The organism is Metabacillus herbersteinensis (assembly GCF_042433335.1).
GTDB classification, from domain to species: domain Bacteria; phylum Bacillota; class Bacilli; order Bacillales; family Bacillaceae; genus Metabacillus; species Metabacillus herbersteinensis.
On the sequence record NZ_JBHLVO010000018.1, the window covers coordinates 61,949 to 86,332 of the forward strand.

Below are 24,384 nucleotides of genomic sequence, written 5' to 3' on the forward strand. Positions count from 1 at the left end.
TTTGTAACTGAATGCCTTGTGTATAAGTTTACAGGGAGATTAAAGATTTTGGTGCCATTAGACCGCTTATATTCTCCCTGTCTAGTAGACATCCATTAAGGCTTATCTGGCTCTTCACCTTTAATAGCTCTAGCTTTATTAACCTCTGGATTTACCACCTGAGATATTTAAAGTCGTGCCGGTAACATAACTAGCACGATCAGAAGCAAGATAAGAAACCAAATCGCCTATTTCAGTTAATTTCCCTTCTCTTCCAAGAGGAATCGATTTACTGTAATCGGTTGCCAACCCATCTACTGTAACGCCCCTGGTATATGCCAATGCTTCATTATAAGCATCTGTTCGGAGTCCTGTTGTTTCAATAATTCCAGGTGCAACTGCAACAACGCGGATATTGTGTTTACCTAATTCCTTTGCCCACGCACGAGTAAAGGCAATAATCGCTCCTTTTGTTGCAGAGTAACAGCTTTGTCCAGCAGACCCTTCTTGGCCAGCTTCCGATGAAATATTAATAATAACACCTTTATTTTGCTTTAACATCTCTTTGGCAGAAGCCTGTGCAAAAAGGTATGGACCTTTTTGGTTTACCGCTACCATAAAATCAAAATCTTTTTCACTTAACTCATATTCTGGCTTTTCACCTTTGTCATCAACTAAAAGTCTCGGTAGGTTCACCCCTGCATTATTTACTAGGATATCCACTGAGCCAAAAATTTCAACTGTTTTAGCAACCGTCTGATCTACACTTTCCTTACTTGTTACATTGCACTTAACAAAATAAGAACCGTCTGATTGTTTTCCTTCCTCTACATTCAAATCGGCCACCACTACTTTTGCTCCATTCTTAATTAGTTCCTTTGAGATATTTAATCCAATGCCAGAGGCACCACCGGTTACAATTGCTACTTTTCCTTCTAAATCAAGCCAAGAATTACTCATACCCTTTTCCTCCCTATCCTTCAACTATGAAAGCACTTTCAAATCATGTTCTAAGTATAAGAAGTTTGAGGTGATAAATTAATACAGACTTTTTCACAAAAAGTGAAATAGTCTGTATTATTTAAAAATTCCTTCTCTCTATCTATTAGAGAAAAAGGAACTTTTGACTAAAATTCATTTACTACAAAAAAAGGACCTGTGAAGTTCTAAAATCAATCTTCCTATCAGTCCAAAATAGAAACAAAAAGGATACCGAATGATTCTATCATTCGATATCCCTTAACCATCCTATAATCCTAATTTTCACTACAACAACGCATCCGCTTCCACAATCTCCAACGTTAAATTTCCATTCCTTGATAAATCAATCTCATACGGCGTTACTTCTTGGTCTTTTTCCCGAATAATACGTATCTCAGGGCGTCCAACTGAGTGGAAATTGTATTTCGTGACGATACCAGTTCTGCCGTCGTTTAGTTTTACCGTTAGTCCCTGGGGATAGATCGCAACACAATTTTTGAACAAGTTAAGTTGATTTGTATCGAATTGGGTACCACTACCTGCATAGAGTAATTCCATTGCTTTATGGGGTAGCATTGCAGGTCGGTACACTCTGTGGCTCGTAACCGCATCAAAGACATCTGCAACACTCATGATTTTGGCATAAGGATGAATTTCATTACCCTTTAAGCCCCTTGGATATCCTGCTCCATCCAATCTTTCGTGGTGTTGAAGTGCACAATGAGCGACAACTAATGGGACCTCGTGAACTTTTCTGAGAATGTTGAACCCTAATTCACTGTGTGACTTCATTAGTTCAAATTCGGCCTCTGTTAACCTCCCAGGCTTGTTTAATACATCTGGTGAGACAAATATTTTCCCCAAATCATGTAATAAGGCTCCTAAACCAATTTCTTCAATGGCTTTAAGTGATAAACCATTTTCAATTGCCAACTGACAGGCGTAGATCGATACATTGAGGCTGTGGGTATACACATGATTTTCGTGAATTTTTGTTGTTGCTAGTAAGTTTAGAACCGTTCGATTTTCGTTTAAGCAGTTTATAATTTCTTTAAAGATCGATTGAAAGCTCGCGACTGCTTTTTCCGTCCTAATCATTGCTTGGAGCGTTGGTTTACTTAAGTTAAACTCAGAAAGTGTGCCTAAACCTTCTGTTATGGTAGCTGTAGCTTCATTAAGTACTTTCACTGGAATTGATTCTAAAATGTCTATTCCTTCAGATGCATCATCATCTATGTAAACTGTATAGATATTTAATTTCTTTAATCTGGCTATGAAACTGTCAGTTAGCTCAGTTCCCTTTGATAATAGTATTTTCCCGTTTTCACTGTAAATTGGCTTACCTAATTGAACTCCTGCCTGACATCGTTCCAAAGTAACTAACCGCATTTTGTTTAATTTCTCCTGTTTTCTAAAGTCTATTTAGGTTACTTTCTCTTATTGTCGATTATAGTCGAACTAAGGGATGGTTTCAAATTGAATATCAATCAGTTTCTTGCTTTTGAGCGGGATCGGGCGAGGTTTCTGTTCTCCGAAAGAGATGGAGAACGTGGATTGGTGGCTATTACTTCTATAAAAATATGTAAATATTAATAAAATCCCGATAATATATAGTGAGGGACCATTTAGTCTCATTATTTATTGATGCGTACGATAACGAATGGGAAATAGCTTATATTCTGAAGAAGAATCGGCAATTTACTAGTCGTTCTGTTAAAATTACAAATCCTCTTCCACTTATGGAAAGAGAACGTACATTAAAATCATGGGAAATGAACATAAATGATATTTACATAGGTGGTGAGAAAGCAGCTATCGAAAACATAAAAGAGTGGAGAAATCGAATGAGGATAGAGTTGAGTAAGTCCTGTTAATTTGGGAGATTAAGCTGCCATGAAACGCCGAACTTATCGACAATCCACCCCCCTTTTCCTTTCTTGATTCCAACAATAAAGTTAGTAACCAAGCATTATAGATGGTAAATTAAAATTAATGGTAGCAAGTCCCAATGATTATTTTTACTTAACAAATCAACTCTTATAAATAGACTGCCAATATGATATTCAGGATAATGAAAATAAGTTGAGGGAGGTTATCAGTATGGACGTAATTCTTAATAAAGCTGAACAAAAATTATTAAAATTAAGTTCTGACCCTGAAACTAGAAGAGAGTATGATCAAAGAGCAAAAGCACTCTCGGATGAAAGAAGCAGATTAGCAGATGCTGAAGCTACAGGAATTTTAAAGGTAGTAAAAAGTCTTTTGGACAGTGGTATTCCGCTTCATGAAGCGGCTAAACATACCCCTTATAACGCTGAGGAGTTAGGGAAACTGCTGAGAAAGCATAATTAATATATTTACAGAATCCGCCAGTAAATCTGATGGATTTTTTTCCTTAATTTATTTCTTTTATTTTGTTTCATTTTCCCCACTAAGTTATTCCACATAAAGAAGGTTAATTTCTTATCTATCACTTTGAATTTAATTCAACTCCTGTTATTAATTCCAACTTTCTATAGTAAAACCCTTCGCCATATTCGGGCGAAGGGTACCTTTTATTTCTCTCCATTAAAGTACGGAGCTTCACGATCCAATACAATTTCTGCTGTGATTGGCAGGTGATCAGAAGCGAGAGTAGGAATTACTTCAGTATTTACTGTTTCAATGTCATCTGATGTAAGAATATAATCGATTCTCTTTGTAGGATTTGCAGCTGGGTATGTGTTGGCTTCAGGTGTTGCTTCGGCAAAAACATCAAGATAGTTAGACATCATCGGTTTCAGTTCGTTGCTAGTTGGTAGAGCATTTAAATCTCCCATAATAACCTTTGGTCCCTTTGATTCACTAGCTATTTCAATTGTCTCGTTTACTTGAAGTTCACGCTCTGCAGAAGTCAAGGCCAGATGAGTGTTATAAAGATGAAGGTGATTTCCTCTTACATTGATGGTTGCTTCAAGAAGACCACGCTGTTCAGTATTTCCAATCTTTGATAAAGAATGATTTTCAGATTTGATTATTGGATATTTGCTTAAAATTGCTGTCCCATACTGACGGCGGTGATCTCCTTCAGTTAGTGGGTCTCTGTCAAGATTTGCTGCGTATGTATAGAACATACCAAGTCGTTCTGCAAGCATTCTTGCCTGATCTTGGAAATCGCTTCGGTCAGACCAATGGTTGTCCACCTCCTGCAAACCAACAATATCAGTATTAGAGTCTTCAATAATACCTGCAATTCGCTCTAAATCTAACACTCCTTCTACTCCCTCAGCATGATGAATATTATAAGACATCACCTTGACGTTTACCGACTGACCTCGATCAAAATTGTTTTCTTGGGCAAAGGTTTTGTTTCCTAACCCAGTAAATGAACTAATCAAAACAGCTACAGACAAAACAAACATAATTCGACGAATACCAACTTTCATGCCTTCTACCACAACGATCTCCTCCTCGATAATTACCTCACAAGAAGAAGATATCATATGAATGATTAGTCTTTATTTAGTTTATGTAACAAAGGGTTTAAGTTATATTACCTTTTTGTTAAGACAAGCCATTTAGCCTAAGTTATATTACCTGTTTTAAAAAAGCCAAAGCCAGGTATAAAAATAGGCTGTCCGTCCTTTGAAATTCGTATTCTTAATCATACTTGGCAGCCTTGTAGCAGCTCTTTCTCTTTAATCTTCCACCCACTCTGTACAAAAGTGTTTAACTGTTACCATAGAATTGAGATTATTTTAATCGCATAAATAATGAGATGGACGCTCTCCTAATGTACTTAAGCACTATTTCAGGTTGTTGTGATGTATTAAGTAAAGACCTTTCCATAGGAAATCAACTCCTCAATCATTTTTCTATCACACTAAAAATATGTAGGAACTTAAGGTTCTGGTGCAAAACTAGACAAACTGAACACTAACCTTCTTATTTCGGAAGAAGCATGACAGCTCCATAAAAGGGTAATATATATCTGCCCTTTTCCTTGTATAGGCCCCACCTACGCCAAATACCATGACGGCCACACGTGCCATCCAACCCATAATCATTATATATGATAACGCTTACATTTATAAAGGTTAATAGACTGAAAGTTTAAAATATTTGTAGGTCATTTGACGTTTTCGATATAGCACATCCCAATAAAATAGGATTACCCGAAATCGATTGCGCTGCATCGGGTGCTTCACAAATTCCGACTGAGTCCATCACGATGACATGAATTCGTTTAAAGTTGTCCATTTCTTTCTCTACTCCTTTTTCAATAAAAATAGGGCCAAATTAAATTCGACCCCCATCTATCCTTTATTTTGCAAGTTTAATTCCTGAGCTTGTTCCTAGGTAACTAGCACCGCATTTCAGCATTATCTCTGCATCAGCTTTTGTTTTAATCCCACCAGAAGCTTTTACACCAATATCAGGGCCAACTGTTTTGCGCATTAATTCAATATCAGAAGCTATTGCTCCGCCTGTAGAAAAGCCTGTTGATGTTTTAACAAAATCTGCTCCTGCTTCTACTGAAAGTGTTGAAGCGATTTCCTTTTCCTCATCAGTTAGCAGACATGCCTCGATAATGACTTTTACAATTGCTTTTGGATGAGCTGTTTTCACTACAGCTTCAATATCTTGAAGAACAAACTCTTCATCTTTGTCCTTTAATGCACCGATATTAATGACCATATCCACTTCTGTCGCACCATTTGATACAGCATCTTTTGTTTCTTGTACCTTAGTAAATGTTGTATTTGCTCCTAATGGAAAACCAACAACTGTACAAACCTTTACTTCACTAAGGGTTTACACAAACGGAAGCAAAGCCATGTGTTTTCGCTTCTTCTGTTAGATTTAAGATTTCTTGTTTTGTTACAGTAGCGTTTAAAATCGTATGATCAATATATTTTGCCTAATTCATTTACTTACACTCCTAATAATTACTTTTAATGACTTGCTTTTAAATCAACCATCTTTTCTGGTTTATGTTTATATTTGAATGTGAAGAAGAAAATAATTCCTAATACAAGTGGATATGCAGCGAATATTAGCCAAATCGTCTGCCAGTCTTTTACACCATCTACAGTGAAATAATCTACTACTTTTCCACTTATAATGGAACCAACATATGCACCAACACCGTTAACCATAGTCATATATAGTCCTTGTGCACTTGCTCGAATATCAGAGCTTACTTCTTTCTCAATATAAATTGAACCTGAGATATTGAAGAAGTCAAACGCACAACCGTATACAAGCATAGAGAGCATTAATAAGACAAAACCCAGTGGTGACGGGTCACCGAAGGCGAATAAACCAAAACGCAGAGTCCAAGCAAACATACTCATTAACATAACTTTTTTAATTCCAAATTTTTTCAAGAAGAACGGAATAGCTAAGATAAAAATAACTTCAGCCATTTGTGAAACAGACAATAGAATAGATGGATATTTTACAACTAAACTGTCTGTATATTCGGGAATTGCTCCAAAATCATGTAAAAACGGATTACCAAATGTATTTGTAATTTGTAAAACCGCTCCTAGTAACATCGCAAACATAAAGAACAACGCCATTTGTGGTTTTTTGAATAATACAAATGCATCTAATCCAAGCATGCTAACCCAGTTTTGCTTTTGCTTTTTATTAGAAGTCGGGATTGAAGGCATAGTTAATGAATAAATACCAAGTACTAGTGATACCCCTGCTGCAATATATAATTGCATACTACTTAATTCAAATTGTAGTAAACTAATTGTCCACATTGCTAGAATAAAACCAACTGTTCCAAATACACGAATTGGTGGGAAGGATGTAACCGTATCCATTTTATTTTTTTCTAAACAATAATATGAAATTGTATTTGATAAAGCTAAAGTTGGCATATACGCCATTGCATTGATCAACATTACCCAAAACATGATTGTAGGATTATTGACTGATGCAGCATAAAAGAGGGCTCCGGCACAAATAAAATGACAAATAGTATAAAGACGATTAGCTCGAATCCATTTATCAGCAATAATCCCTACCAAACTTGGCATGATCACCGCTGCAATTCCTTTTGTACTATAGACAATCCCTACTTCTGCACCAGTAAAACCAAGGGTATTGATCATATAAGAACCTAAGGTAATCAACCAGCTTCCCCAGATAAAATATTGTAAAAACGACATTATTTTTAACCGATTTTTAATTCCCATGTTGCTCCCCCAGTTTAATAATCATTGTTTCTTTTTTCCCTAGATTACTTTCAGAAACACCGATTCCTAGTAAGATGATAATAATTCCAATGATTTGTGTAAGATTAATGGGTACATGTAAGATAGCAATGGATAAAATCATCGTGGTAGGTAATTGCATTGCACTTAAAATCGATGCTAATCCTGTACTAATAAGTGGTGCACCTTTTGCAAACATCCATGTACTAAATAATGAACCAAAAAAGGCTAATAATAGACCGTACGAAACTAATAACTTTCCAAATACCGTAAAGTTAATAAGAAAAGTTGGTGGCACAATGATCGATGTTAAAATCGCCCCTCCTGTCACCATGATCGCTGAACGAAGAATTGGATCTGATTTGGTCGCAACTCGACCACTTACAAAAATAAAAATAGCATTTGATATTGCTGCTAAAAATCCAAATAAAACACCTTGCAATTGCAAAGAAGCAAGTCCGTCCGTGATAAGATTCGTTGCTAATATCGTCCCAACAAAAATTGGAATTAATGCAAGTAATTGCGATTTGCGTGGAGTTTTACGTTTTGCAATCGCCTCTATAATAATACCAATCCATGTGAATTGAAAAAAGATGACAACCGCAAGCGATGGTGCAAGATATTGCAATGAAACATAATAGAATAACCCTGTTAATCCAGTAGATGTCCCGGCTATAAGCATTTGTATAATTTCTTTTCTTGTTGGTTTCTTAGAAATACTGTTTTTGAAGCGAAATAATACGACAAACCATAATAAAACAGCACCGAGTACCATTTGACTTCCTACAACATCATTTAATGTAAACCCTGCCGCATAAGATAGTACGACAATGGTCGAAAGTACCCCATAACTACAAGAACCCAGAAAAACAAATAAACTACCTTTCATACCAATCCTACTTTCTTTTTTGTCTACTTTTTATCAAAATGATAAAAAGTAGACAAAAAAATTAAAATCTCGTAATTACTTCTTTAACAAGGTTTAAGAATGTAGATTTTACACGTTCTGCTGTTTCGATAACTTCATCATGACTAAGAGGTTGATCTAGAATTCCACAAGCCATATTTGTTAGACAAGAAATTCCGATTGTTTCAATACCTGAATGGTTTGCAATTAGTGCTTCAGGAACTGTTGACATCCCAACTGCATCTGCTCCTAATGTACGAATCATACGGATTTCAGCTGGCGTTTCATAAGTTGGGCCAGTCCACCAGGCATAGACACCTTCACGAACATTTACATTTTGTTCTTTAGCCACTTCTTTTACAATCCCTCGTAGCTTCTTATTATACACCTCAGAAACATCCAGGAATCGAACGCCTAAATCTGGATTATTCGGTCCCATAAGTGGGTTGTTTGCTGTTAAGTTAATATGATCTGAAATGATCATTAAATCACCAGGGTTAAAGTCTGTGTTTACCGCACCACAAGCATTTGTTACGATTAACTTTTCAACACCCAAAGCTTTCATTACTCGTACTGGGAATGTTACTTGATCAAGTGTAAAACCTTCATAGTAGTGGAAGCGACCTTTCATTGCTACAACCTTTTTTCCTCCAATTGTACCAATCACAAGCTCGTTTGCGTGTCCTACAGCAGCTGATTTGGCGAAGTGTGGAATTTCATCATAAGGAATATGAACGGCATTCTCTAAAGTATCTGCAAATGGTCCTAATCCTGAACCAAGAATAATTCCGATTGTTGGTTGAACACTTGTTAATTTCTCAATATATTGTTTCGCTACTAAAATTTCTTCTGTTTTATGCATGCTTATTTCCTCCAGTTGTTTTATTAATTAAAGCGTTTTCATGGGTTTATTGTAGCATGCAGGTTTTTGAATGTAAATTACTTTTTATCATTTTGAGAAAAACTTTTCTGGTGGTATCTATAATAACTTGCTTTTTATAGGTTACTTCGCTACCATTTTTATTGTGAAGACAATTGTAGAAAGGAGTTTCCGCTTTTTGAATGAATTATTACTTGAATTAATTTCAACTAAAAATACACAAACGAGAAAACTAAAAAAACTTTACACATTAATTCAGAGGTACGGTCCAATTAAGGTCGAAACTTTGCTTGAAAAAACAAGCTTAAAACCCGCAACTTGTGCTAGAATGCTTGAAAAATTAACAAAAGGAAAGCTAATCTCAGGAAATGAACTTGGGGAATCAACAGGGGGAAGAAAGCCTGTTTTATATAGCATTAATCCAAATGTTTCGTATGTCATTGGTATTGAAGTGACTAGCTTATTCTCGACGATCCTATTACTTAATTTAAATTTAGATATTCGCGGGCAAATCAAAATGAAAACGAAAAACATTCAATCAATCTATGTCACATTAGATATGTTTATCACTAAAATTGAACAATTACTTGATCAACACAATCTTAAGCTTGAAAATATTCTTGGAATTGGTATTTCGATAGACGATTTATTTAATCAAACACAGCACATGACAAAACCTGTATCAGCACAAATTGATGAAATTCAAGCTTACATACAGAGTAAAATCCCTACCTATGTAACAATAGATAGTGGTGTGAATTTCGCTGCACTAGCTGAACATCGTTTACACTTCTCTACAATAAGTGATCGTTTCTTATTTACAACATGTGATATTGAGATCCGTAGTTGTGCAATTACAGGGGGAAACCTCCCTTACTCAAGCCCTTATACAACAAACGCCTTTGGTCATGTTATGGTTGATCTTAATGGACCGAAATGTCACTGTGGTTCATATGGCTGCTTACACACTTATAGTTCGTTAGACGCAATAAAAAATAAAATTATTCAGTTTGTAAAGCGAGGTAAATTCTCGATCCTTTTAGATATGGTCGATTCAGTAGACGAAATAGATTATTATCTTATTTTGAAGGCAATTGAACAAGGTGATCGTTTATGTACAGAAGTAGTTGAAGATGCTGCATTTTACTACGGAATCGCCTTATCCAATATTATATTAACCTTCCAACCAGACACCGTCGTATGTGGTGGAACACTCGCCCCTAAAGGCTCATTTTTTGATATTGCTAAACAAACTGCTGAAAATAAAATTAAGATCTATCCACAGCTTAAACCAACGATTCTTCCCGCAAAGGATTCCTATGAGATTGTCTCACAAGGGGCTGGTAGTATGGTCATTGAACATTTATTTACATAGAAAAAAGAGCGCCTTCTTGAGAGCGCTCAGGCTGTCGAGATCATTGTATCCCGATTAATCGTAATGGGCTCATCTAGTTAGCCTGTCCGTTTTACTTGATCCATGACTTGTTGTGTTTTTTCAACACTAGGGTGTGAGTTTGAAAATTCCTCGGATACAACAATCTATTCCAGTAAAATAAACTCTTCTGTCCCATCAGGTTTCATTTTTATTTTCATCCCATCCCTTCTTATGTTTAACTGTATGAAGATTTCTTTCAAAAAAAGAAAAACCAACATTTTCACGGTGATCTAGTTAACTTAGGTGGATTATCAGAAGTAAAAAAATTAAGGATCAGTGAGCTTAACTCACTAATCCTTAATTCAATATTTATCCAACACGAGTACGTAACGGTCTAAATAAGTACTTGTGTTTCTGCTGCAACAATATCTCGAACACTAAAAGTAGAGTAAACCCAGTAAAAGGTTTACTCCAGGTTTTGAATAAAAATTTACTACCTGCAAAAAATAACAGTATGTTGATTTAATAGGGGGAAAATAATGAGCACTATGATAAAGAAGAAACATATACTTATTCTTTTAGTCAATCTTTTAGGTGGAACGATTTTAACAGCCCAGGAAAGTAACATCGAAGCATTTCTCAAATCAAGTCATTCAAATTGGGGCAGTTGGGGAAGATGTAATTGAGTTACAATCTCGTCTACAGTATATTGGCTTTTTTAAAGGGAAAATCGATGGTGTTTTTGGGTGGGGAACATATTGGGCGCTTCGGAATTTTCAATCTTAATTCGGACTCCCCATTGAATGGTTAACAGTTCAAAGACGAAGCAAAAGCTTGTGAGTGAGACTATATATAATAGGGGACGCTAATCAAGCTCAAGCAAATACCCAAAAAACAACAGCAACTAATGTACCAGCTGGATATTCTCAAAATGATATTCAACTCATGGCAAATGCAGATCATTGGAGAAGAATGGGGTGAGCCTTATATTGGTCAAGTTGCGGTAGCTGCTGTTATTTTAATTCGAGTGAACAGTCCGACATTTCCTGATTCAGTATCAGGTGTTATCTTTGAATATGGGGAAGGTCCCAAATAAAACAAAGTGGGAAACATATTTTTTGTAAATAGCATAATGGATGGATTGTGAATCCTACTGCTTGTCCTTCATCTTCTTTAATAATCAATTCCCTCTTATTTTTTTGATTATATAACTGAGACTATAGAAGAAAAAAGTTTATTTAAGGAAGTGATGCAAGTGTTTGAAAATAACTCTAAGGATATTGTTCAAAAAGCAAAAGATGAAGATGATCAAGCGAAGAATGCAACAGATATTGTCAGTCATGCAATCTCTCAGATGAATCCACAACGAAAGCAAGAAGATAAATCTCAGAATCATCGTTAGAAGATACAATAAGAGCCTCATTAAAAGGTAAGTAACTAATAGCTAATTACCTTTAATTCATCTTATATGAAAGTACAATATAAACTGATAAAGGGGATATTAAATTGGAAAATATTGAATCAAATGGTTCAGTGACAGCAAGGCTAAAAATAAAATCTAAGGTAGTTACGAATGTAGAATCTCAAGTCCGAACAGAACATCAAAATAATGAAGTTAATCAACGTAACCATGTTGTTGAAGCACAAAAACAAATGTCCTCACAAGAAACAGTCGGTGTTCCTTCACAAGAATAGCCTTCCTTATCGAGGGTTACTTGCCTCTAACGGGGATTCCTTTCCTCCCGGAATTTATGTCAATAACTTTAACCGGATTTTGCGGTGCGGCTACAGTCATACTGTTTGAAGCTTCTTTTTTGTTCTCCACCCAATCAACAAGCAGATCAAAAGCTTGATGGGTATAAGGCAATAAGGGTTGAAGTTCTCTGTCCGGATCTGTTGCTTGATTCCAGACCAGGCTGTCCACATGATTGCCTTTATCGATCCTGTATAGACGGTGCAAATGATCTTTTCCTGCTTTTTTCACAAGTTTTCTGTATCCTTCTGCATGAATCGTAGGAAAAATGAGAGAATCCAATGAACCGGTTATGCTGATTAAAGGCACGTCAATATCACCGGTATTCGCTACAAAACTTCCTTTACTTATTAAGGATAGTCATTGTGGATTACCTGTTTTCCCGTTATAGCTAGGTTTACTGAATTAACGTGTAAACTTAATCCGCTTTATTAATAGCTGATTTCATAGAAATTGTTGCTTTTGATGTATTTATTCTCTTATTAGTTGGTATAGATGCATCTTTTCTTAAGATGTTGTAACACGAAACGATAAATTCATTTTCACCTACGTTTTTTTAAAAACAACAATCTTTCAGAAAAGAGCCTTGTTAATATGCTTTCCAAAGATTTTGCCTCGAAGTCGTAACAGCTATCGCACCCTGCAGCTATAGCTTGGGCAACTTCTTGTTCTCGATTGATTAATCCCGCTGCCAAAATTGGTGTCGCGGTTTTTTCACGTACTTCTTGTATAAGAGAAGGAATAATTCCAGGTAGTAATTCTATATAATCAGGCTTTATTTTAGACACTACATAAAAATACCCTGCTATTCAATAGCAGGGTATTTTTATAGTATTTATTTGTCTTAATCCAAACCAGGAACTTGCAAGGTTTCCGCAAGCTTGCGCAATTCATCTAAAACACTATCGCTAATTGGTATTCCTGACTGCATTCGTTTTTCTTCGATTGAAAACTCAATTTCTCCTGGTAGATAGAGTTCATCAACTCCGCTTGCTTTGACAGCATTTTTCACATACGAGGAGAGCATGGAAGCAAGGTCTTTAAACCGTTCCACATCCATAAAGTAAGACACGTTGATGACCAACATAAAATGAGAGATTGATTGTTTTTGAGTTAGATCATACATTGAAGGAATCATTTTTGAAAAATCTCCGCCTGATAAAACGCCTGTCAGTGTTTCCACCATAAGAGCTAGCCCAAATCCTTTTGGACCACCCACAGGTGAAATAAACCCACCGTTTAATACTGCGGAAGGATCGGTTGTTGCCTTTCCATTTTGATCTGCACCCCAACCCTCTGGTATTGCAATTCCTTTTTTTTGTGAAAAAATAACTTTACCAAGCGCCACATTACTTAGTGCCATATCTAATAGTAACGGGTATTTTCCATTGGTCGGTGCGGCGATTGCCAGAGGGTTATTTCCCAATACCTTTTCAGCACCACCGGTTGGGGGCATTAATGGGGCAGTGTTACTCATAACAATCCCAATCATATCTTTCTTACTTGCCATTAACGCGTAATGTGCAGCGATTCCAAAGTGATTGCTATTTTTTGCTGTCACAACCCCAACACCATATTCTTCTGCTTTTTCAATGGCCATTTCCATCGCTTTTGTACCAACGATTTGGCCTGCCGAAAAGGTTCCGTCTAACATAGCTGTTGCTTTGTTTTCTTGTTCAACGATCACCTTTGAAACGCTACGAATCAATTCATTCTGAATTCGCTCAATATAGATAGGTAATCTCATTACACCATGGCTATGGATGCCTCTAGCATCTGCTTCAATCATCGTATTTGTAATAATCTCTGCTTCATGTTCCGGTACACCCGCTTTTACTAGACAGCTAGTAGAAAATTCTGCTAGCTTTGTCGTGCTAATTTCCATAGTCCTACACCTCTTTCACTAGTTTATAGTCTGTTAATCTCTTATACTTCAACATAAACCTTGTCATCTTCAATGGTGACTTCGTATGTTTTTACTTTTACCTTTTCTGGAGCAAATAAGGAACGTCCCGTTTTTATATCAAATTCCCAGCTATGCCATGGGCACCTTAGGACTTCCGTTTCTTTTTCAAAAATATATTCTCCTACACTATCACCCGCACAGTTTCTGTCGATCATTCCTGCTGATAAGCATGGTCCCTTATGTGGGCATACGTCACGCAACGCATATACTTCGCCGCTTTCCGAACGGACGACGACTATCGCCTTTCGATCGATCGATACTGCTTTTTTACCATCTATTTTCAAATCTTCATATTTACAAACAAGATGTTTCATGTCATTCAACTCCTATTTGGATGAGAGTCCGGTTACAGTTTATAAAAATTGCGAGCGTTTTCAAAAAGAATTTTCTGACGCAAGCTATCAGGTATTTGTTGTGGTAACGTGCGTTCTGGTGGATCAAAATCCCAATGTGGATAATCCGATGCATACATAATCATCTCTTCAGAACCCATCATGTCAATTACATTCAGAAATTGTTTGGGCGTCAAATCATCCCACGGCTGTGTGGTAAAACGCATGTTGTCGCGGAAATAGTCACTTGGCATTCGTTTAACCCAAGGCGTTTCTTGTCTGAGCGCCTTGTATGCTGAATCCATTCGGTGCATCATGAAAGGAACCCACTCAAACCCACCTTCGACCAAAGCCACCTTCAAATCAGGAAATTTATCAAATACTCCGTTCGTAATGAGACTAATTGTTTGAGTCATATATGCTTGAGGATGAACGGAACGCCAAGCTACATAGTAGCGAAGAAAGTCTCCACCCTGTGCCGTTATACTTGCCGATAAGTGCATGGCTATAGCCAATCCGTTTCGATGCGCCGCTTCAAAGATCGGATGATACTGCGGGTCTCCCCATGCAAAGTCTCCTATAGGCATCATCACCTGTACCATTTGTGGATGAGATCCTACACGTTCAATTTCACGAACCGCCGCTTGCGGATCTCTAGAGATTGTAATAGAACCTAAAAGGCGTTTATCCTTCTCCAACCAATGCTCTATTGTATAGTCGTTATAGGCTGATGCCCGAGCTGTAGCAAATTCGAACCAACCTTTTGCAACGCTTGCTTCATAGAACCATCCGGTTAACACTGCGTGTGTCATGTTATGTTTATCTAGTAACTGCTCTTTCAACAACGGAAAGCTTGAACCTGGAGTGGCCCCATCTTCTGGAACGGAATCCATTCGATATTTCGTCGATTTTCTTATCTGATTAAACGGAATCGATCTTTCTGGGACCCACCCATAATCTGAAATATACCTTTTCCAATGATCCGATAAATAAGGAAGTAGATCTTGAGTAGAACGTATTTCATGATGGACATCAGTATCAATGATTCCACTTCCTTTTCGACTATTGCTTTTTTCAATGGTATTCAAGCTGCTATGATTACTCACTTCAAATTCCTCCCTACCATCTTCTGTTTCTTCATTTTATAAAAGTTGATTCCATTTATACTTCTTATGGAAAGCAGTCATTTAATTGATGGTTAAAACAATTTTTCCGATATTTTTGTTCTGCTCCATATATTTATGGGCCTCCATTGCATTCTCCCAGCTGAAAACTTGATCAATTACTGGAACCAGCTTCCCTCTGTTGAATTTGTCTTTAGTAAAACGGACAAATTGCTGAGTAAGTTCGATTTTTTCTTCAACTGAACGTGTTCTCAAGGTTGAGCCGATAAACTGAATTCTTTTTCTTAAAAACACCTGCAAATTAATTCTTTCAATTTCGTAGCCACCTAGCCCACCGATAATTAACCATCTACCATCTAACCTAATTGATTGCAGATTTTGGTCCCAATAAGAGGCTCCAACTGGATCTAGAATAACTTGAACACCTTTACCTAAGGTAATCTCTGATACTACATTTGAAAAATTTTCTTCTTTGTAATTAATCAGATGCTGGGCACCTAGAGTATTGCAAACATCTAATTTTTCCATTGAACCAGCTGTTGCAATTGGAATAGCTCCAATTTCCCTAGCTAATTGAATTGCTGCAGTTCCAACACCACTAGCAGCAGCGTGGATAAGAACATGATCACCGGCTGATAACTTACCTAGAACCGATAAATTCAAAAAGGCGGTCAAGTAGGCTTCTGGAATTGCTGCCGCTTCTTCAAAGGATAAATTGTCGGGAATTGAAATCGCCATTCCTGCGGGTATGACTACTTTTTGCGCGTATCCACCGCCCGGGAGTAAAGCACAAACCCTGTCTCCCACTTTCCAATTTTGAACGTTTCGACCTACCCTCTCCACAACCCCGGACATTTCTAAACCGAGTATGGTCGACTCCCCTTCTGGAGGAGGATACTTTCCGTTTCTTTGAAGAAGGTCAGCACGATTCAATGCCGTTGCTTTTACTGACACAAACAAGTCATCATCGCCTACTACAGGTTCCTCTGAATCTCCGATATATAACTTCTTTGTGAGTTCCTCTACCAATACAGCTTTCAACTAAAATCACCCTTCCCTTTTTTAGCATTTGCATCAAATCATCAGTGTCTTAATGGATTATTTTTAGGGAAATAAAAAACCCAGCAACAAAGAGCCTTCGCTCTTGTTACTGGGTCTTATCTACTTTGTAAGATAGATTTTTGTCCATCCCCATAGATAACCAGTTTTTATGATCTCAACTTGGTTTTGTTTCTTGGTACCGATCAAAAGCTGATCTGATCGCTTGTATAATAGCTCCCTGTGAGGGAAGTAAACAATGCTTTTTCACTTTATCAAAAAGTGGATTAAAACCTTCACTGAAATTGTACCCCTTTACCAAGTCACTAAGATAATAGTTTGTAAGGTCTGTTAGAAAGGTAAATTCAGCATCTTCAATCACTTCAGTCTTGTAGTTTATCACAAGGACAACTGCGATGGTTTTATACGTTTCATAAAGAGTAGTACCTTTGGGAACTTGTGCAAACCCAGTTACCAATACAGTATCTTCTGTTCTCATTCTAATCCCCTCTGTCTGAAAATATAGTATTTTTAAATAGTATATCTCATACAGAAAAGAATTTGAATTTTTTTTGACAATTATATTAAAAACTCGTGACATTCATTTAAACTATCCCATGAAACGTCCGCCATTGACATCTAATACTGCCCCAGTCATATATTTTGAATCATCCGACGCCAAAAATGTAACAACTTTAGCCTGATCTTCAATTGTTCCAAGTCTTCTTAAAGGTATATCATCCAATACAGAAGTTTGCTCTGTATCATCCATCGTATCCCACGTTTCTTGAAGGCGCTCACCACTAATTACCAAACCGGGTGCTATAGCATTAACACGGATATGATAGGGTCCGACTTCTTTAGCTAGACGTCTAGTAAAGGCTACGACCCCTCCTTTGGCAGCGGCATAGGATACACCTGTCACAATACTAGCTGTTCTCCCTCCAATGGAAGATAGATTTATTATGCTTCCACCGTTCTCTTTCATATAGGCTACCGCAGCCTGTGAACAGAGGAAAGATCCTTTGAGGTTAACATCAAGAACTAGATCCCAATCATCCTCCGTGATTTCCTCTAATTTTTTGGGTGTTCGTAAGGCACCACCAGCATTATTAACTAGAATATCAATCTTTCCACAAGTAGTCATAATATAATCCATCATTCCGACTACCTGCTTTTTATTGATAACATTGGCCACATACCCATAAACTGAATACCCTTCACTACGTAAGGATTCTACTGCGCCTGACACAGAAGCTTCATCAATGTCATTGATGACGACAGTAGCTCCTTCCTTTAACATATCGACGGCCATGGCATACCCTAGGCCACGAGCTGAGCCAGTAATACAGGCGATTTTCCCATCCAGTCTCATTTCAAGCCCTCCTATCCATTGAATATGAACAGCTTCTTTCTAAAAGAACAATTCAGATGAACATTCAAAACATAAATAGCTACTATAGACTTCATTGTGAATACTAAATCTCCATATCAGTCGTTAGCATTTTTTTCTTATTTTTCAGCCCAGCGATGATGCTTGCAAAAAGTATGAAGACAGTCAATACCAATATGATTGCTGCAATTGGCCTTGTTAAGAAAATATCCAAACTTCCATTAGAGATTGCCAATGATTGCAGTAAGGACGACTCAATTTGTGAACCAAGAACGAGGGTCAATACTGTGGCTGCAATCGGTAGATCTAATTTTTTCATTAAGTAACCAATGATCCCAAAAACAATCATTACCCCTACATCAAATACATTGTTATGAACAGTGTAAGCCCCTACCATCGTAAACATAATGATTAATGGAAGAAGAATTTTATAGGGTACTTGGGCAACTTTTGCCCACATATTGGCTAAGGGCAGATTCATCATAAACAAAATGACATTTCCGATAAACATACTTGCAATGACAGCCCATGTAAAGTCAGCGTTTTCCTTGAACAACTGTGGACCTGGCTGCAATCCATGCATGATGAGAGCTCCCATGATAACAGCAACCGTAGGTGAACTAGGGAGACCCAAAGTGAACAATGGAATGAGTGCACTTCCAGAGCAGGCATTATTCGCAGTTTCTGGTCCTGCTACACCTTCAATTGCCCCCTTACCGAATCTCTCTGGGTTTTTAGAAACTTTCTTTTCTAAAGCGTAGGAAGCTAATGAAGCGAGTACGGCATTCGCACCTGGTACAATACCGATAAAAAATCCCAACCCCGTTCCCCTTCCAATTGATTTCATCGTAGGTGCCCATTCGCCCTTTCGAGGGAATAAGCCTGTGACCCGTTCAGGTTTTTTCATTTTATGTTGATTTTCTACGTTCGTTAAGATTTCGGATATTCCAAACAAACCCATTGCCACTATAACAAAATCGATACCACCTAAAAACTGTGGGATATCAAAGGTAAACCTCGTAGCACCTGAGATAGGATCAATCCCTACCAACGAGAGAATGAGCCCAAACGCTGCAGCGATAAATCCTTTTACTAACGATCTTCCCATCAGTCCAATTAGCATCATTAGCCCTAACAGCATGAGGGCAAAAAACTCAGGGGGACCAAATCTCAGAGCAAACTGAGCAAGCGGTGGTGCAATAAATGTTAAACCAAGAAGTGAGACGATCCCACCAACGAACGATCCAATTGCCGAGACACCTAATGCGACTCCGGCTCTCCCTTGTTTCGCAAGTTGGTGGCCATCAATACAGGTGACCACAGAAGCAGCTTCTCCCGGTATATTAATTAAAACGGATGTAATTGTCCCACCGTACATTGCCCCATAATAGATTCCTGACAACATGATAATGGCTGAAGTTGGATCCATTCCAAAGGTGAGTGGTATTAGAATTGCTGTTCCGGCTACTGGCCCAAGTCCAGGCATAATTCCAACAAACATCCCAACGGAAACACCAATCAAACAATAAAGCAAGTTCTGCCATGTTAAAGCCTGCTCGAAGCCATTCATCAGTAATCCAAAAGATTCCATGTCTTCACCTCCTTACCATCCAAGTGAGTTTACCGGCAGTGGAATAGCCAGTGCTTTTGCAAAAATTAGAAAGATAATCGTTGTAATACCGATCGATATAGTCAAAGAATAATACCATTTAAACTTACGATATAAGAGCATGATCAAAGATAAAGTTCCTGCAATGACAAAACCGGTGAATTCTACTAAAAATACAAACAAGACCATTGAGCCAATAATCACTAAAAACTCTCGTAATGCTTGTCCTTTTGGTAGAATCTCATTGATAGGAATTGAATCTTTCAAAGCCATCAGTAGATAGATGATCGATAGAATCATTAAAACTAGGCTTAACCAAAAGGGTAAAAAACCAGGTCCAAATCCTAAAGGACCACTATAATCCAATTTGTTAGACTGCCAAAAAACTAATCCAGAAAAGAGCATAATAATAACTGCAGCCCAGACTCCAGCGTTCCGCATGATACTACCCCCTTCATTAGGAATGGAAAGGTGTGCATCAGCGTCACACACCCTTCCTAAAATCTCTTATCCCTTTAGTCCAACGGCTTCTAATACTTCACCGTTTATTTTATATTCTTGGTCAATAACCTCTTTGAATTCTGTACTGTTCTTATAGAACGGTGAAGCCCCAATATTACTAAATTGCTTGATAACTTCAGGGTCTTCTAATGCCTTTTTGAATGAATCATGTAGGATCTGAACGACTTCATCTGGTACATCTTTTGGTACAACAATACCAGTCCAAACATCCCCTTCTACATCAACATCTTTCTCAGTAAGTAATGGGACATCATTCAGCTCTTCCGGTTTAAAAGTACCCGAAATGAAGATAGGGCGAAGTGATCCATCTTCAATAAATGGTAGGGCTTCTGTTGTTTGAACTAATGCTCCTTTTATGTTTCCACCAAGTAATGCAGTAAGAGCAGGTGAACCACCTTTAAACGGTACGTGTTTTACCTCAGCTTTTGTTTTTACTCGAAAGTTCTCCATCGTAATGTGTTGAGTCAGTCCTGCACCACTTGTTCCATAAGTAAATTCACCAGGGTTCTCACTCACATAATCAAACCATTCTTCATATGTCTTCCAAGGTGCATCGTTTTTTACGACTAATACGTTAGGTGTTGCAACAACTTGTATGACCGGCTTAAAATCTTCAGGTTTGTATGCAACTTGTCCACTATGTGGCTTAATCGTCATTGGTCCTGATGTCGCCATTCCGATTGTATAGCCATCCGCTTTTGCCTGGAATACTTCAGACATTCCAATTGTTCCTGCACCGCCATCCTTATTTTCAACGGCAACAGTCTCTTCATTTGGTAAATACTTATTGATTACCGCAGCTAGTGTTCTTGCAGCAGTATCCGTTGTTCCACCTGGTGAAAAAGGCACGATCATTTGAATCGGCTTTGTTGGATAATCGACTTTTTTCTCACTTGATCCACTGTTACTAGCACTCGTTTCATTGCCGCCACTAGAGCATCCTACAAGTAAAATAAAGATCGAACACATAAGTGTTAATGTTTTTAAAGCCTTCCATTTTTTCATACGTCATCCCCCTTTTGTCAATTAAGCGTTTTTATTTAAAACTGAATTCTTTAAGCTTCCGATTCCCTCAATTTCCACTTCAACAATATCTCCATCTTTTAGAGGAGAAACACCAGATGGAGTTCCTGTGATAATAACGTCCCCTGGTTCAAGTGTCATTACCTTTGATACAAACGAGATAACTTCGGCCGTCGAGAAAATCATATCGTTCGTACTTGAATCTTGTCTGATTTCTCCATTGACCCTGACTTTAATCGGAGCGTCATCTGGATTAATATCTGTGGCAATTACAGGACCAAGAGGCTTGTATGTAGCAAAGGACTTGGCTCTAGTGAATTGACCATCTTTCTTTTGTAAATGGCGATCGGACACGTCATTACAGCATGTGTAACCGAATACATAATCAAGCGCATCATTTACAGATACTTCAGTTGCCTGCTTCCCAATTACAATAGCTAGCTCCCCTTCATGATCAGTTTTGTGTTCAGGGTTTACTAGTTTAATAGCTTCATTCGGTCCAATCACAGCAGTTGATGATACTAAAAACATCATCGGTTCTTCTGGAAGTGGCTTATTTACTTCCTCAGCATGTTTTTTGTAGTTCAAACCAATAGCGATTGTTTTCCCGGGCTCTACAGGTGCGAGTAGTTCGACATTAGCTAGAGCAACTCGTTGATCGGTAAGCTGATACGTATCAAAAATTGAACCTTCTACCTTAATAATGTCGTTTCCATCAAGAACCCCATACGAAATGTAACCGCTTTCTAAAAATCTCACAAATTTCATTGCATATCCCCCTCTTAGTCTAAAAAAATACAACAAAAAAACTCATAGACAAACAACCAATACAGACAGGTGTTGTCGCTGAGTCATATCTATGAATTGAGAAATTATTTGTGGTAATTTCCCAATAGATATTCAGCTAAAATAAAATTTTATTAATTTGAATTATAGCACAAATCAGAAAACAACGTCAATATACTATTTTTATACTAAATTTGTAATTATCCCATACAATAAAGCTGTTCTTTCTGCGATAGAATCTTTCCAAAGAAATTCCTGCGGCGAATGAGCAAACCCTCCAACCACTCCCAGTCCATCCAAAACAGGTTTCCCAGTAGTAGCCGCAAAATTGCCATCGCTTCCTCCACCTGTAGTTACTTCCTTTAAGTTCATTCCTAATTGAAAGGCTTGTTTCTTAGCCATTTCAAAAAGTGCACCGGTCTGATTTGATCGGACCAGTGGAGGACGATAGATCGATCCCTCCACTTTTAGGCGAGTCTGAGGATTGTATTTCTGCAAACTACTAAATGCAGTTTCTATCCGCTTGACTTCCATAGGATTCAGGACACGGACATCTACCTCAGCCACTGCATAATCAGGGACAACGTTGAATAGTGTCCCTCCCTTAATCTCACCTGTATTAATTGTCGTTCCTAGTGATTCATTAGCCAATTCACGAATCTGAACAATTTGATAAGCTAATTCTTCTATTGCATTCGCGCCCTCATGCGGATTAACTCCAGCATGAGCAGATTGACCAAAAACTTCAATACGAAACTTTCCTCCGCCTTTTCTTGCCGTTTTGAGAGCTCCGTCATCAGCGCTCGGCTCCAATACAAGAATCACTTTACTTTTGTTTGCCTCTTCATAAACGATGTTCCTACCTGTAGGACTTCCGATCTCTTCGTCAGACGTACATAGCCATACTAATTTTGTATCGTCCGGTAGTCCATCTTTTTCAAGGAATTCGAACAGATGATACATCATGACATAGCTTGCTTTCATATCATAAACACCCGGTCCAAAGATTCGATTTCCTTCCACTTTAAAAGGCATAGTGGACAGTGTCCCTTTTGGATAGACCGTATCCAAATGACTCAGTAATGTAATTTGGCGCTCTCCATTTCCCATTGTAAAACGAAGATGGTTTCCATAGATCTCCTCTTGAAAATGATCAACTTGTAACGGAAATCGTGAAAAAGTTAATTTCAATTCTTCACTAAGCTGATCAATACCATACTTATCATGTGAAAACGATTCTATTTCTACAAATCTTCTAAGTAATTCGATCGAATCTGTTTCCTGTTCTACCACTAACTGCTTGATATCACTTAACACAAATACACACCTTCCTATCCTTTAGTTCCTTACTGATAAGAAAATTCCGGTTGTTTTCCTTTTAATGTGTTCAATACATTACGAGCGGTAATCATCCCTACTTCTTGAAGCGCTTCATACGTATACCCAGCCATATGTGGAGTGCAGATAAAATTAGGCAATTCCAACAGAGGAGACTGAATAAACGGCTCTACAGAAAAAACATCCAAAGCTGCTCCTGCAATTTCTCCTTTCTTTAGGGCGATATATAAAGCCTCCTCATCTATGATTCCACCTCGTGCCGTATTGACGAGAAAGGCAGTTGTTTTCATCGCTTCTAACTGCGGCCTTCCAATCATGGACTTTGAATTTTCGTTGAGATCAGTATGTGTTGTAATAAAATCGGATTGTTGGATCAGTTCATCTAAGGGAACATAAGTTACACTACCTGATTTGCTTAATTCTTGATCAGGATAAAGATCATAAGCCAGAATCTTCATTTGAAATCCTTGGGCACGACGGATCACTTCCTTGCCAATTTTACCGGTTCCGATAACCCCTAACGTTTTCCCAAACATTTCAACGCCAATTACTCTAGGCCATTCCCCTTTTTGAACTTGAGCAGATGAGTTGGGAATCTCCCTGGCCAGAGAAAGCATAAGCCCAAACACCAGATCCGCAACCGCATGCCGATTGGCTCCAGGAGCATAGGTAATTGCAATGTTTTTTTCTTTTGCTGCTTGAAGGTCAATATTATCTAAACCCGCCCCATGTTTTGCAATAACTTTTAATTTTGGGACATGTTCCAAGACTTGGGAAGTTATTTTCTCCACTCCAACAATTAAAGCATCCACATCCTTAAGCGCACGACCTAACGCTACTTCGTTATGGCTAATTTCTGAAGAAAGGATAACGACTTCACAGCCTTCTGATTGCAAAAATGTAATTGGATCTTGGGAATACTTCCCGAACGTAGGTGATGTAGAGACAACTTTAAACACGATTTCCCCTCCTTTTTAATACACCAGAATTAATATAAATTTTAAAAAACCCAGCATGCGTTTCGCAAGTCCAGCTCCAGCACCTAGCCCAGACGCACAGGACGTGCTAGTGCAGTTACAGCGACAGGACGTCGCGGGTGTAACTGCCTCGAGGTCATAAGTCAATTCTAAATTGAAGGCAAAGAACGCCTTCTACCCTAGAATCGCCTT

26 protein-coding genes and 4 pseudogenes are annotated in these 24,384 nt (G+C 37.9%); 7 read left to right on the forward strand and 23 right to left on the reverse strand.

What is annotated here, in order from left to right; translation table 11 throughout:
* Nucleotides 1-138: 138 nt before the first annotated feature.
* Together ACFFIX_RS17925 and ACFFIX_RS17930 are read right to left on the reverse strand one after the other, a co-directional pair.
* Nucleotides 139-939, reverse strand: coding sequence for an SDR family oxidoreductase (locus tag ACFFIX_RS17925; protein ID WP_378936406.1), 801 nt, complete (start codon nt 937-939; stop codon nt 139-141).
* Nucleotides 940-1,245: 306 nt separating this feature from the next.
* A complete protein-coding gene (locus ACFFIX_RS17930; RefSeq protein ID WP_378936408.1) occupies nt 1,246-2,349 on the reverse strand; it encodes an HD-GYP domain-containing protein in 1,104 nt (367 codons plus the stop codon).
* A 224-nt stretch (nt 2,350-2,573) separates the two neighbouring features.
* Here ACFFIX_RS17930 and ACFFIX_RS17935 point away from each other — a divergent pair, with 224 nt between their 5' ends.
* A complete protein-coding gene (locus ACFFIX_RS17935; RefSeq protein ID WP_378936410.1) occupies nt 2,574-2,834 on the forward strand; it encodes a hypothetical protein in 261 nt (86 codons plus the stop codon).
* Here ACFFIX_RS17935 and ACFFIX_RS17940 read toward each other — a convergent pair.
* Nucleotides 2,831-2,926 (reverse strand): VOC family protein, encoded by a 96-nt coding sequence (locus ACFFIX_RS17940; protein WP_378936412.1) that lies wholly within the window; start codon nt 2,924-2,926, stop codon nt 2,831-2,833. The two genes, ACFFIX_RS17935 and ACFFIX_RS17940, sit on opposite strands and share 4 nt — an antisense overlap.
* Before the next feature lie 134 nt (nt 2,927-3,060).
* Here ACFFIX_RS17940 and ACFFIX_RS17945 point away from each other — a divergent pair, with 134 nt between their 5' ends.
* Nucleotides 3,061-3,312, forward strand: coding sequence for a hypothetical protein (locus ACFFIX_RS17945; protein WP_378936414.1), 252 nt, complete (start codon nt 3,061-3,063; stop codon nt 3,310-3,312).
* Nucleotides 3,313-3,515: 203 nt separating this feature from the next.
* On the opposite strand, the gene ACFFIX_RS17950 is transcribed toward ACFFIX_RS17945, so the two are convergent.
* From ACFFIX_RS17950 to ACFFIX_RS17975, 6 genes and pseudogenes are all read right to left on the reverse strand, one after another.
* On the reverse strand, nt 3,516-4,397 hold the full coding sequence (locus ACFFIX_RS17950) for an endonuclease/exonuclease/phosphatase family protein (protein WP_378936416.1): 882 nt from the start codon (nt 4,395-4,397) through the stop codon (nt 3,516-3,518).
* 655 nt (nt 4,398-5,052) lie between these two features.
* Entirely contained in the window at nt 5,053-5,199 is a 147-nt protein-coding gene (locus ACFFIX_RS17955; RefSeq protein WP_378936471.1) for a hypothetical protein, read from the reverse strand.
* A gap of 63 nt (nt 5,200-5,262) precedes the next feature.
* Nucleotides 5,263-5,851, reverse strand: a pseudogene (gene deoC, locus ACFFIX_RS17960) (deoxyribose-phosphate aldolase).
* Between the two features lie 43 nt (nt 5,852-5,894).
* Complete coding sequence (locus tag ACFFIX_RS17965) at nt 5,895-7,151, reverse strand: nucleoside permease (protein WP_378936418.1); 1,257 nt, start codon at nt 7,149-7,151, stop codon at nt 5,895-5,897.
* Nucleotides 7,141-8,058, reverse strand: coding sequence for an EamA family transporter (locus ACFFIX_RS17970; protein WP_378936420.1), 918 nt, complete (start codon nt 8,056-8,058; stop codon nt 7,141-7,143). Before ACFFIX_RS17970 ends, ACFFIX_RS17965 begins: the two co-directional genes overlap by 11 nt.
* Before the next feature lie 61 nt (nt 8,059-8,119).
* A complete protein-coding gene (locus tag ACFFIX_RS17975; protein ID WP_378936422.1) occupies nt 8,120-8,938 on the reverse strand; it encodes a purine-nucleoside phosphorylase in 819 nt (272 codons plus the stop codon).
* A 196-nt stretch (nt 8,939-9,134) separates the two neighbouring features.
* Here ACFFIX_RS17975 and ACFFIX_RS17980 point away from each other — a divergent pair, with 196 nt between their 5' ends.
* The 5 genes and pseudogenes from ACFFIX_RS17980 (at nt 9,135) to ACFFIX_RS18000 (ending at nt 12,026) form a co-directional block, all read left to right on the forward strand.
* Nucleotides 9,135-10,331 (forward strand): ROK family protein, encoded by a 1,197-nt coding sequence (locus ACFFIX_RS17980; protein WP_378936423.1) that lies wholly within the window; start codon nt 9,135-9,137, stop codon nt 10,329-10,331.
* Nucleotides 10,332-10,870: 539 nt separating this feature from the next.
* Entirely contained in the window at nt 10,871-11,017 is a 147-nt protein-coding gene (locus tag ACFFIX_RS17985) for a hypothetical protein (protein WP_378936425.1), read from the forward strand.
* A pseudogene (locus ACFFIX_RS17990) lies at nt 10,983-11,406 on the forward strand (peptidoglycan-binding protein); the annotation flags it as partial. The gene ACFFIX_RS17985 and the pseudogene ACFFIX_RS17990, both read left to right, overlap by 35 nt.
* A 180-nt stretch (nt 11,407-11,586) precedes the next feature.
* On the forward strand, nt 11,587-11,733 hold the full coding sequence (locus ACFFIX_RS17995) for a hypothetical protein (protein WP_378936427.1): 147 nt from the start codon (nt 11,587-11,589) through the stop codon (nt 11,731-11,733).
* 104 nt (nt 11,734-11,837) lie between these two features.
* Nucleotides 11,838-12,026, forward strand: coding sequence for a hypothetical protein (locus tag ACFFIX_RS18000; protein WP_378936429.1), 189 nt, complete (start codon nt 11,838-11,840; stop codon nt 12,024-12,026).
* 16 nt (nt 12,027-12,042) lie between these two features.
* Here the strand turns inward: ACFFIX_RS18000 and ACFFIX_RS18005 are convergent.
* The 14 genes and pseudogenes from ACFFIX_RS18005 to ACFFIX_RS18070 all read right to left on the reverse strand — a co-directional run.
* Nucleotides 12,043-12,417: pseudogene (locus ACFFIX_RS18005) on the reverse strand (alpha/beta hydrolase); the annotation flags it as partial.
* A gap of 256 nt (nt 12,418-12,673) precedes the next feature.
* A pseudogene (locus ACFFIX_RS18010) lies at nt 12,674-12,872 on the reverse strand (glycerol-3-phosphate responsive antiterminator); the annotation flags it as partial.
* A 56-nt stretch (nt 12,873-12,928) separates the two neighbouring features.
* Nucleotides 12,929-13,969 carry an Ldh family oxidoreductase gene (locus ACFFIX_RS18015; RefSeq protein ID WP_378936431.1) on the reverse strand — a complete coding sequence of 347 codons (1,041 nt, stop codon included), beginning with the start codon at nt 13,967-13,969 and terminating at the stop codon, nt 12,929-12,931.
* A 41-nt stretch (nt 13,970-14,010) separates the two neighbouring features.
* Nucleotides 14,011-14,364 carry a Rieske (2Fe-2S) protein gene (locus ACFFIX_RS18020; RefSeq protein WP_378936432.1) on the reverse strand — a complete coding sequence of 118 codons (354 nt, stop codon included), beginning with the start codon at nt 14,362-14,364 and terminating at the stop codon, nt 14,011-14,013.
* A 32-nt stretch (nt 14,365-14,396) separates the two neighbouring features.
* Nucleotides 14,397-15,488: an amidohydrolase family protein gene (locus tag ACFFIX_RS18025; RefSeq protein WP_378936434.1), complete on the reverse strand. Its 1,092-nt coding sequence runs from the start codon at nt 15,486-15,488 to the stop codon at nt 14,397-14,399.
* Between the two features lie 81 nt (nt 15,489-15,569).
* Nucleotides 15,570-16,547: an NAD(P)H-quinone oxidoreductase gene (locus ACFFIX_RS18030; protein WP_378936436.1), complete on the reverse strand. Its 978-nt coding sequence runs from the start codon at nt 16,545-16,547 to the stop codon at nt 15,570-15,572.
* Between the two features lie 175 nt (nt 16,548-16,722).
* Nucleotides 16,723-17,043 (reverse strand): DUF3870 domain-containing protein, encoded by a 321-nt coding sequence (locus tag ACFFIX_RS18035; protein WP_378936438.1) that lies wholly within the window; start codon nt 17,041-17,043, stop codon nt 16,723-16,725.
* A 111-nt stretch (nt 17,044-17,154) separates the two neighbouring features.
* Nucleotides 17,155-17,919 carry an SDR family NAD(P)-dependent oxidoreductase gene (locus tag ACFFIX_RS18040; RefSeq protein ID WP_378936440.1) on the reverse strand — a complete coding sequence of 255 codons (765 nt, stop codon included), beginning with the start codon at nt 17,917-17,919 and terminating at the stop codon, nt 17,155-17,157.
* A 103-nt stretch (nt 17,920-18,022) separates the two neighbouring features.
* Complete coding sequence (locus ACFFIX_RS18045; protein WP_378936442.1) at nt 18,023-19,528, reverse strand: tripartite tricarboxylate transporter permease; 1,506 nt, start codon at nt 19,526-19,528, stop codon at nt 18,023-18,025.
* Between the two features lie 12 nt (nt 19,529-19,540).
* On the reverse strand, nt 19,541-19,987 hold the full coding sequence (locus ACFFIX_RS18050; RefSeq protein WP_378936444.1) for a tripartite tricarboxylate transporter TctB family protein: 447 nt from the start codon (nt 19,985-19,987) through the stop codon (nt 19,541-19,543).
* A 66-nt stretch (nt 19,988-20,053) separates the two neighbouring features.
* A complete protein-coding gene (locus tag ACFFIX_RS18055) occupies nt 20,054-21,073 on the reverse strand; it encodes a Bug family tripartite tricarboxylate transporter substrate binding protein (RefSeq protein ID WP_378936446.1) in 1,020 nt (339 codons plus the stop codon).
* 21 nt (nt 21,074-21,094) lie between these two features.
* Entirely contained in the window at nt 21,095-21,859 is a 765-nt protein-coding gene (locus ACFFIX_RS18060; protein ID WP_378936448.1) for a fumarylacetoacetate hydrolase family protein, read from the reverse strand.
* A 201-nt stretch (nt 21,860-22,060) separates the two neighbouring features.
* Nucleotides 22,061-23,194 (reverse strand): M20 family metallopeptidase, encoded by a 1,134-nt coding sequence (locus tag ACFFIX_RS18065; RefSeq protein ID WP_378936450.1) that lies wholly within the window; start codon nt 23,192-23,194, stop codon nt 22,061-22,063.
* A 29-nt stretch (nt 23,195-23,223) separates the two neighbouring features.
* On the reverse strand, nt 23,224-24,174 hold the full coding sequence (locus ACFFIX_RS18070) for a phosphoglycerate dehydrogenase (protein ID WP_378936452.1): 951 nt from the start codon (nt 24,172-24,174) through the stop codon (nt 23,224-23,226).
* Nucleotides 24,175-24,384: the final 210 nt, after the last annotated feature.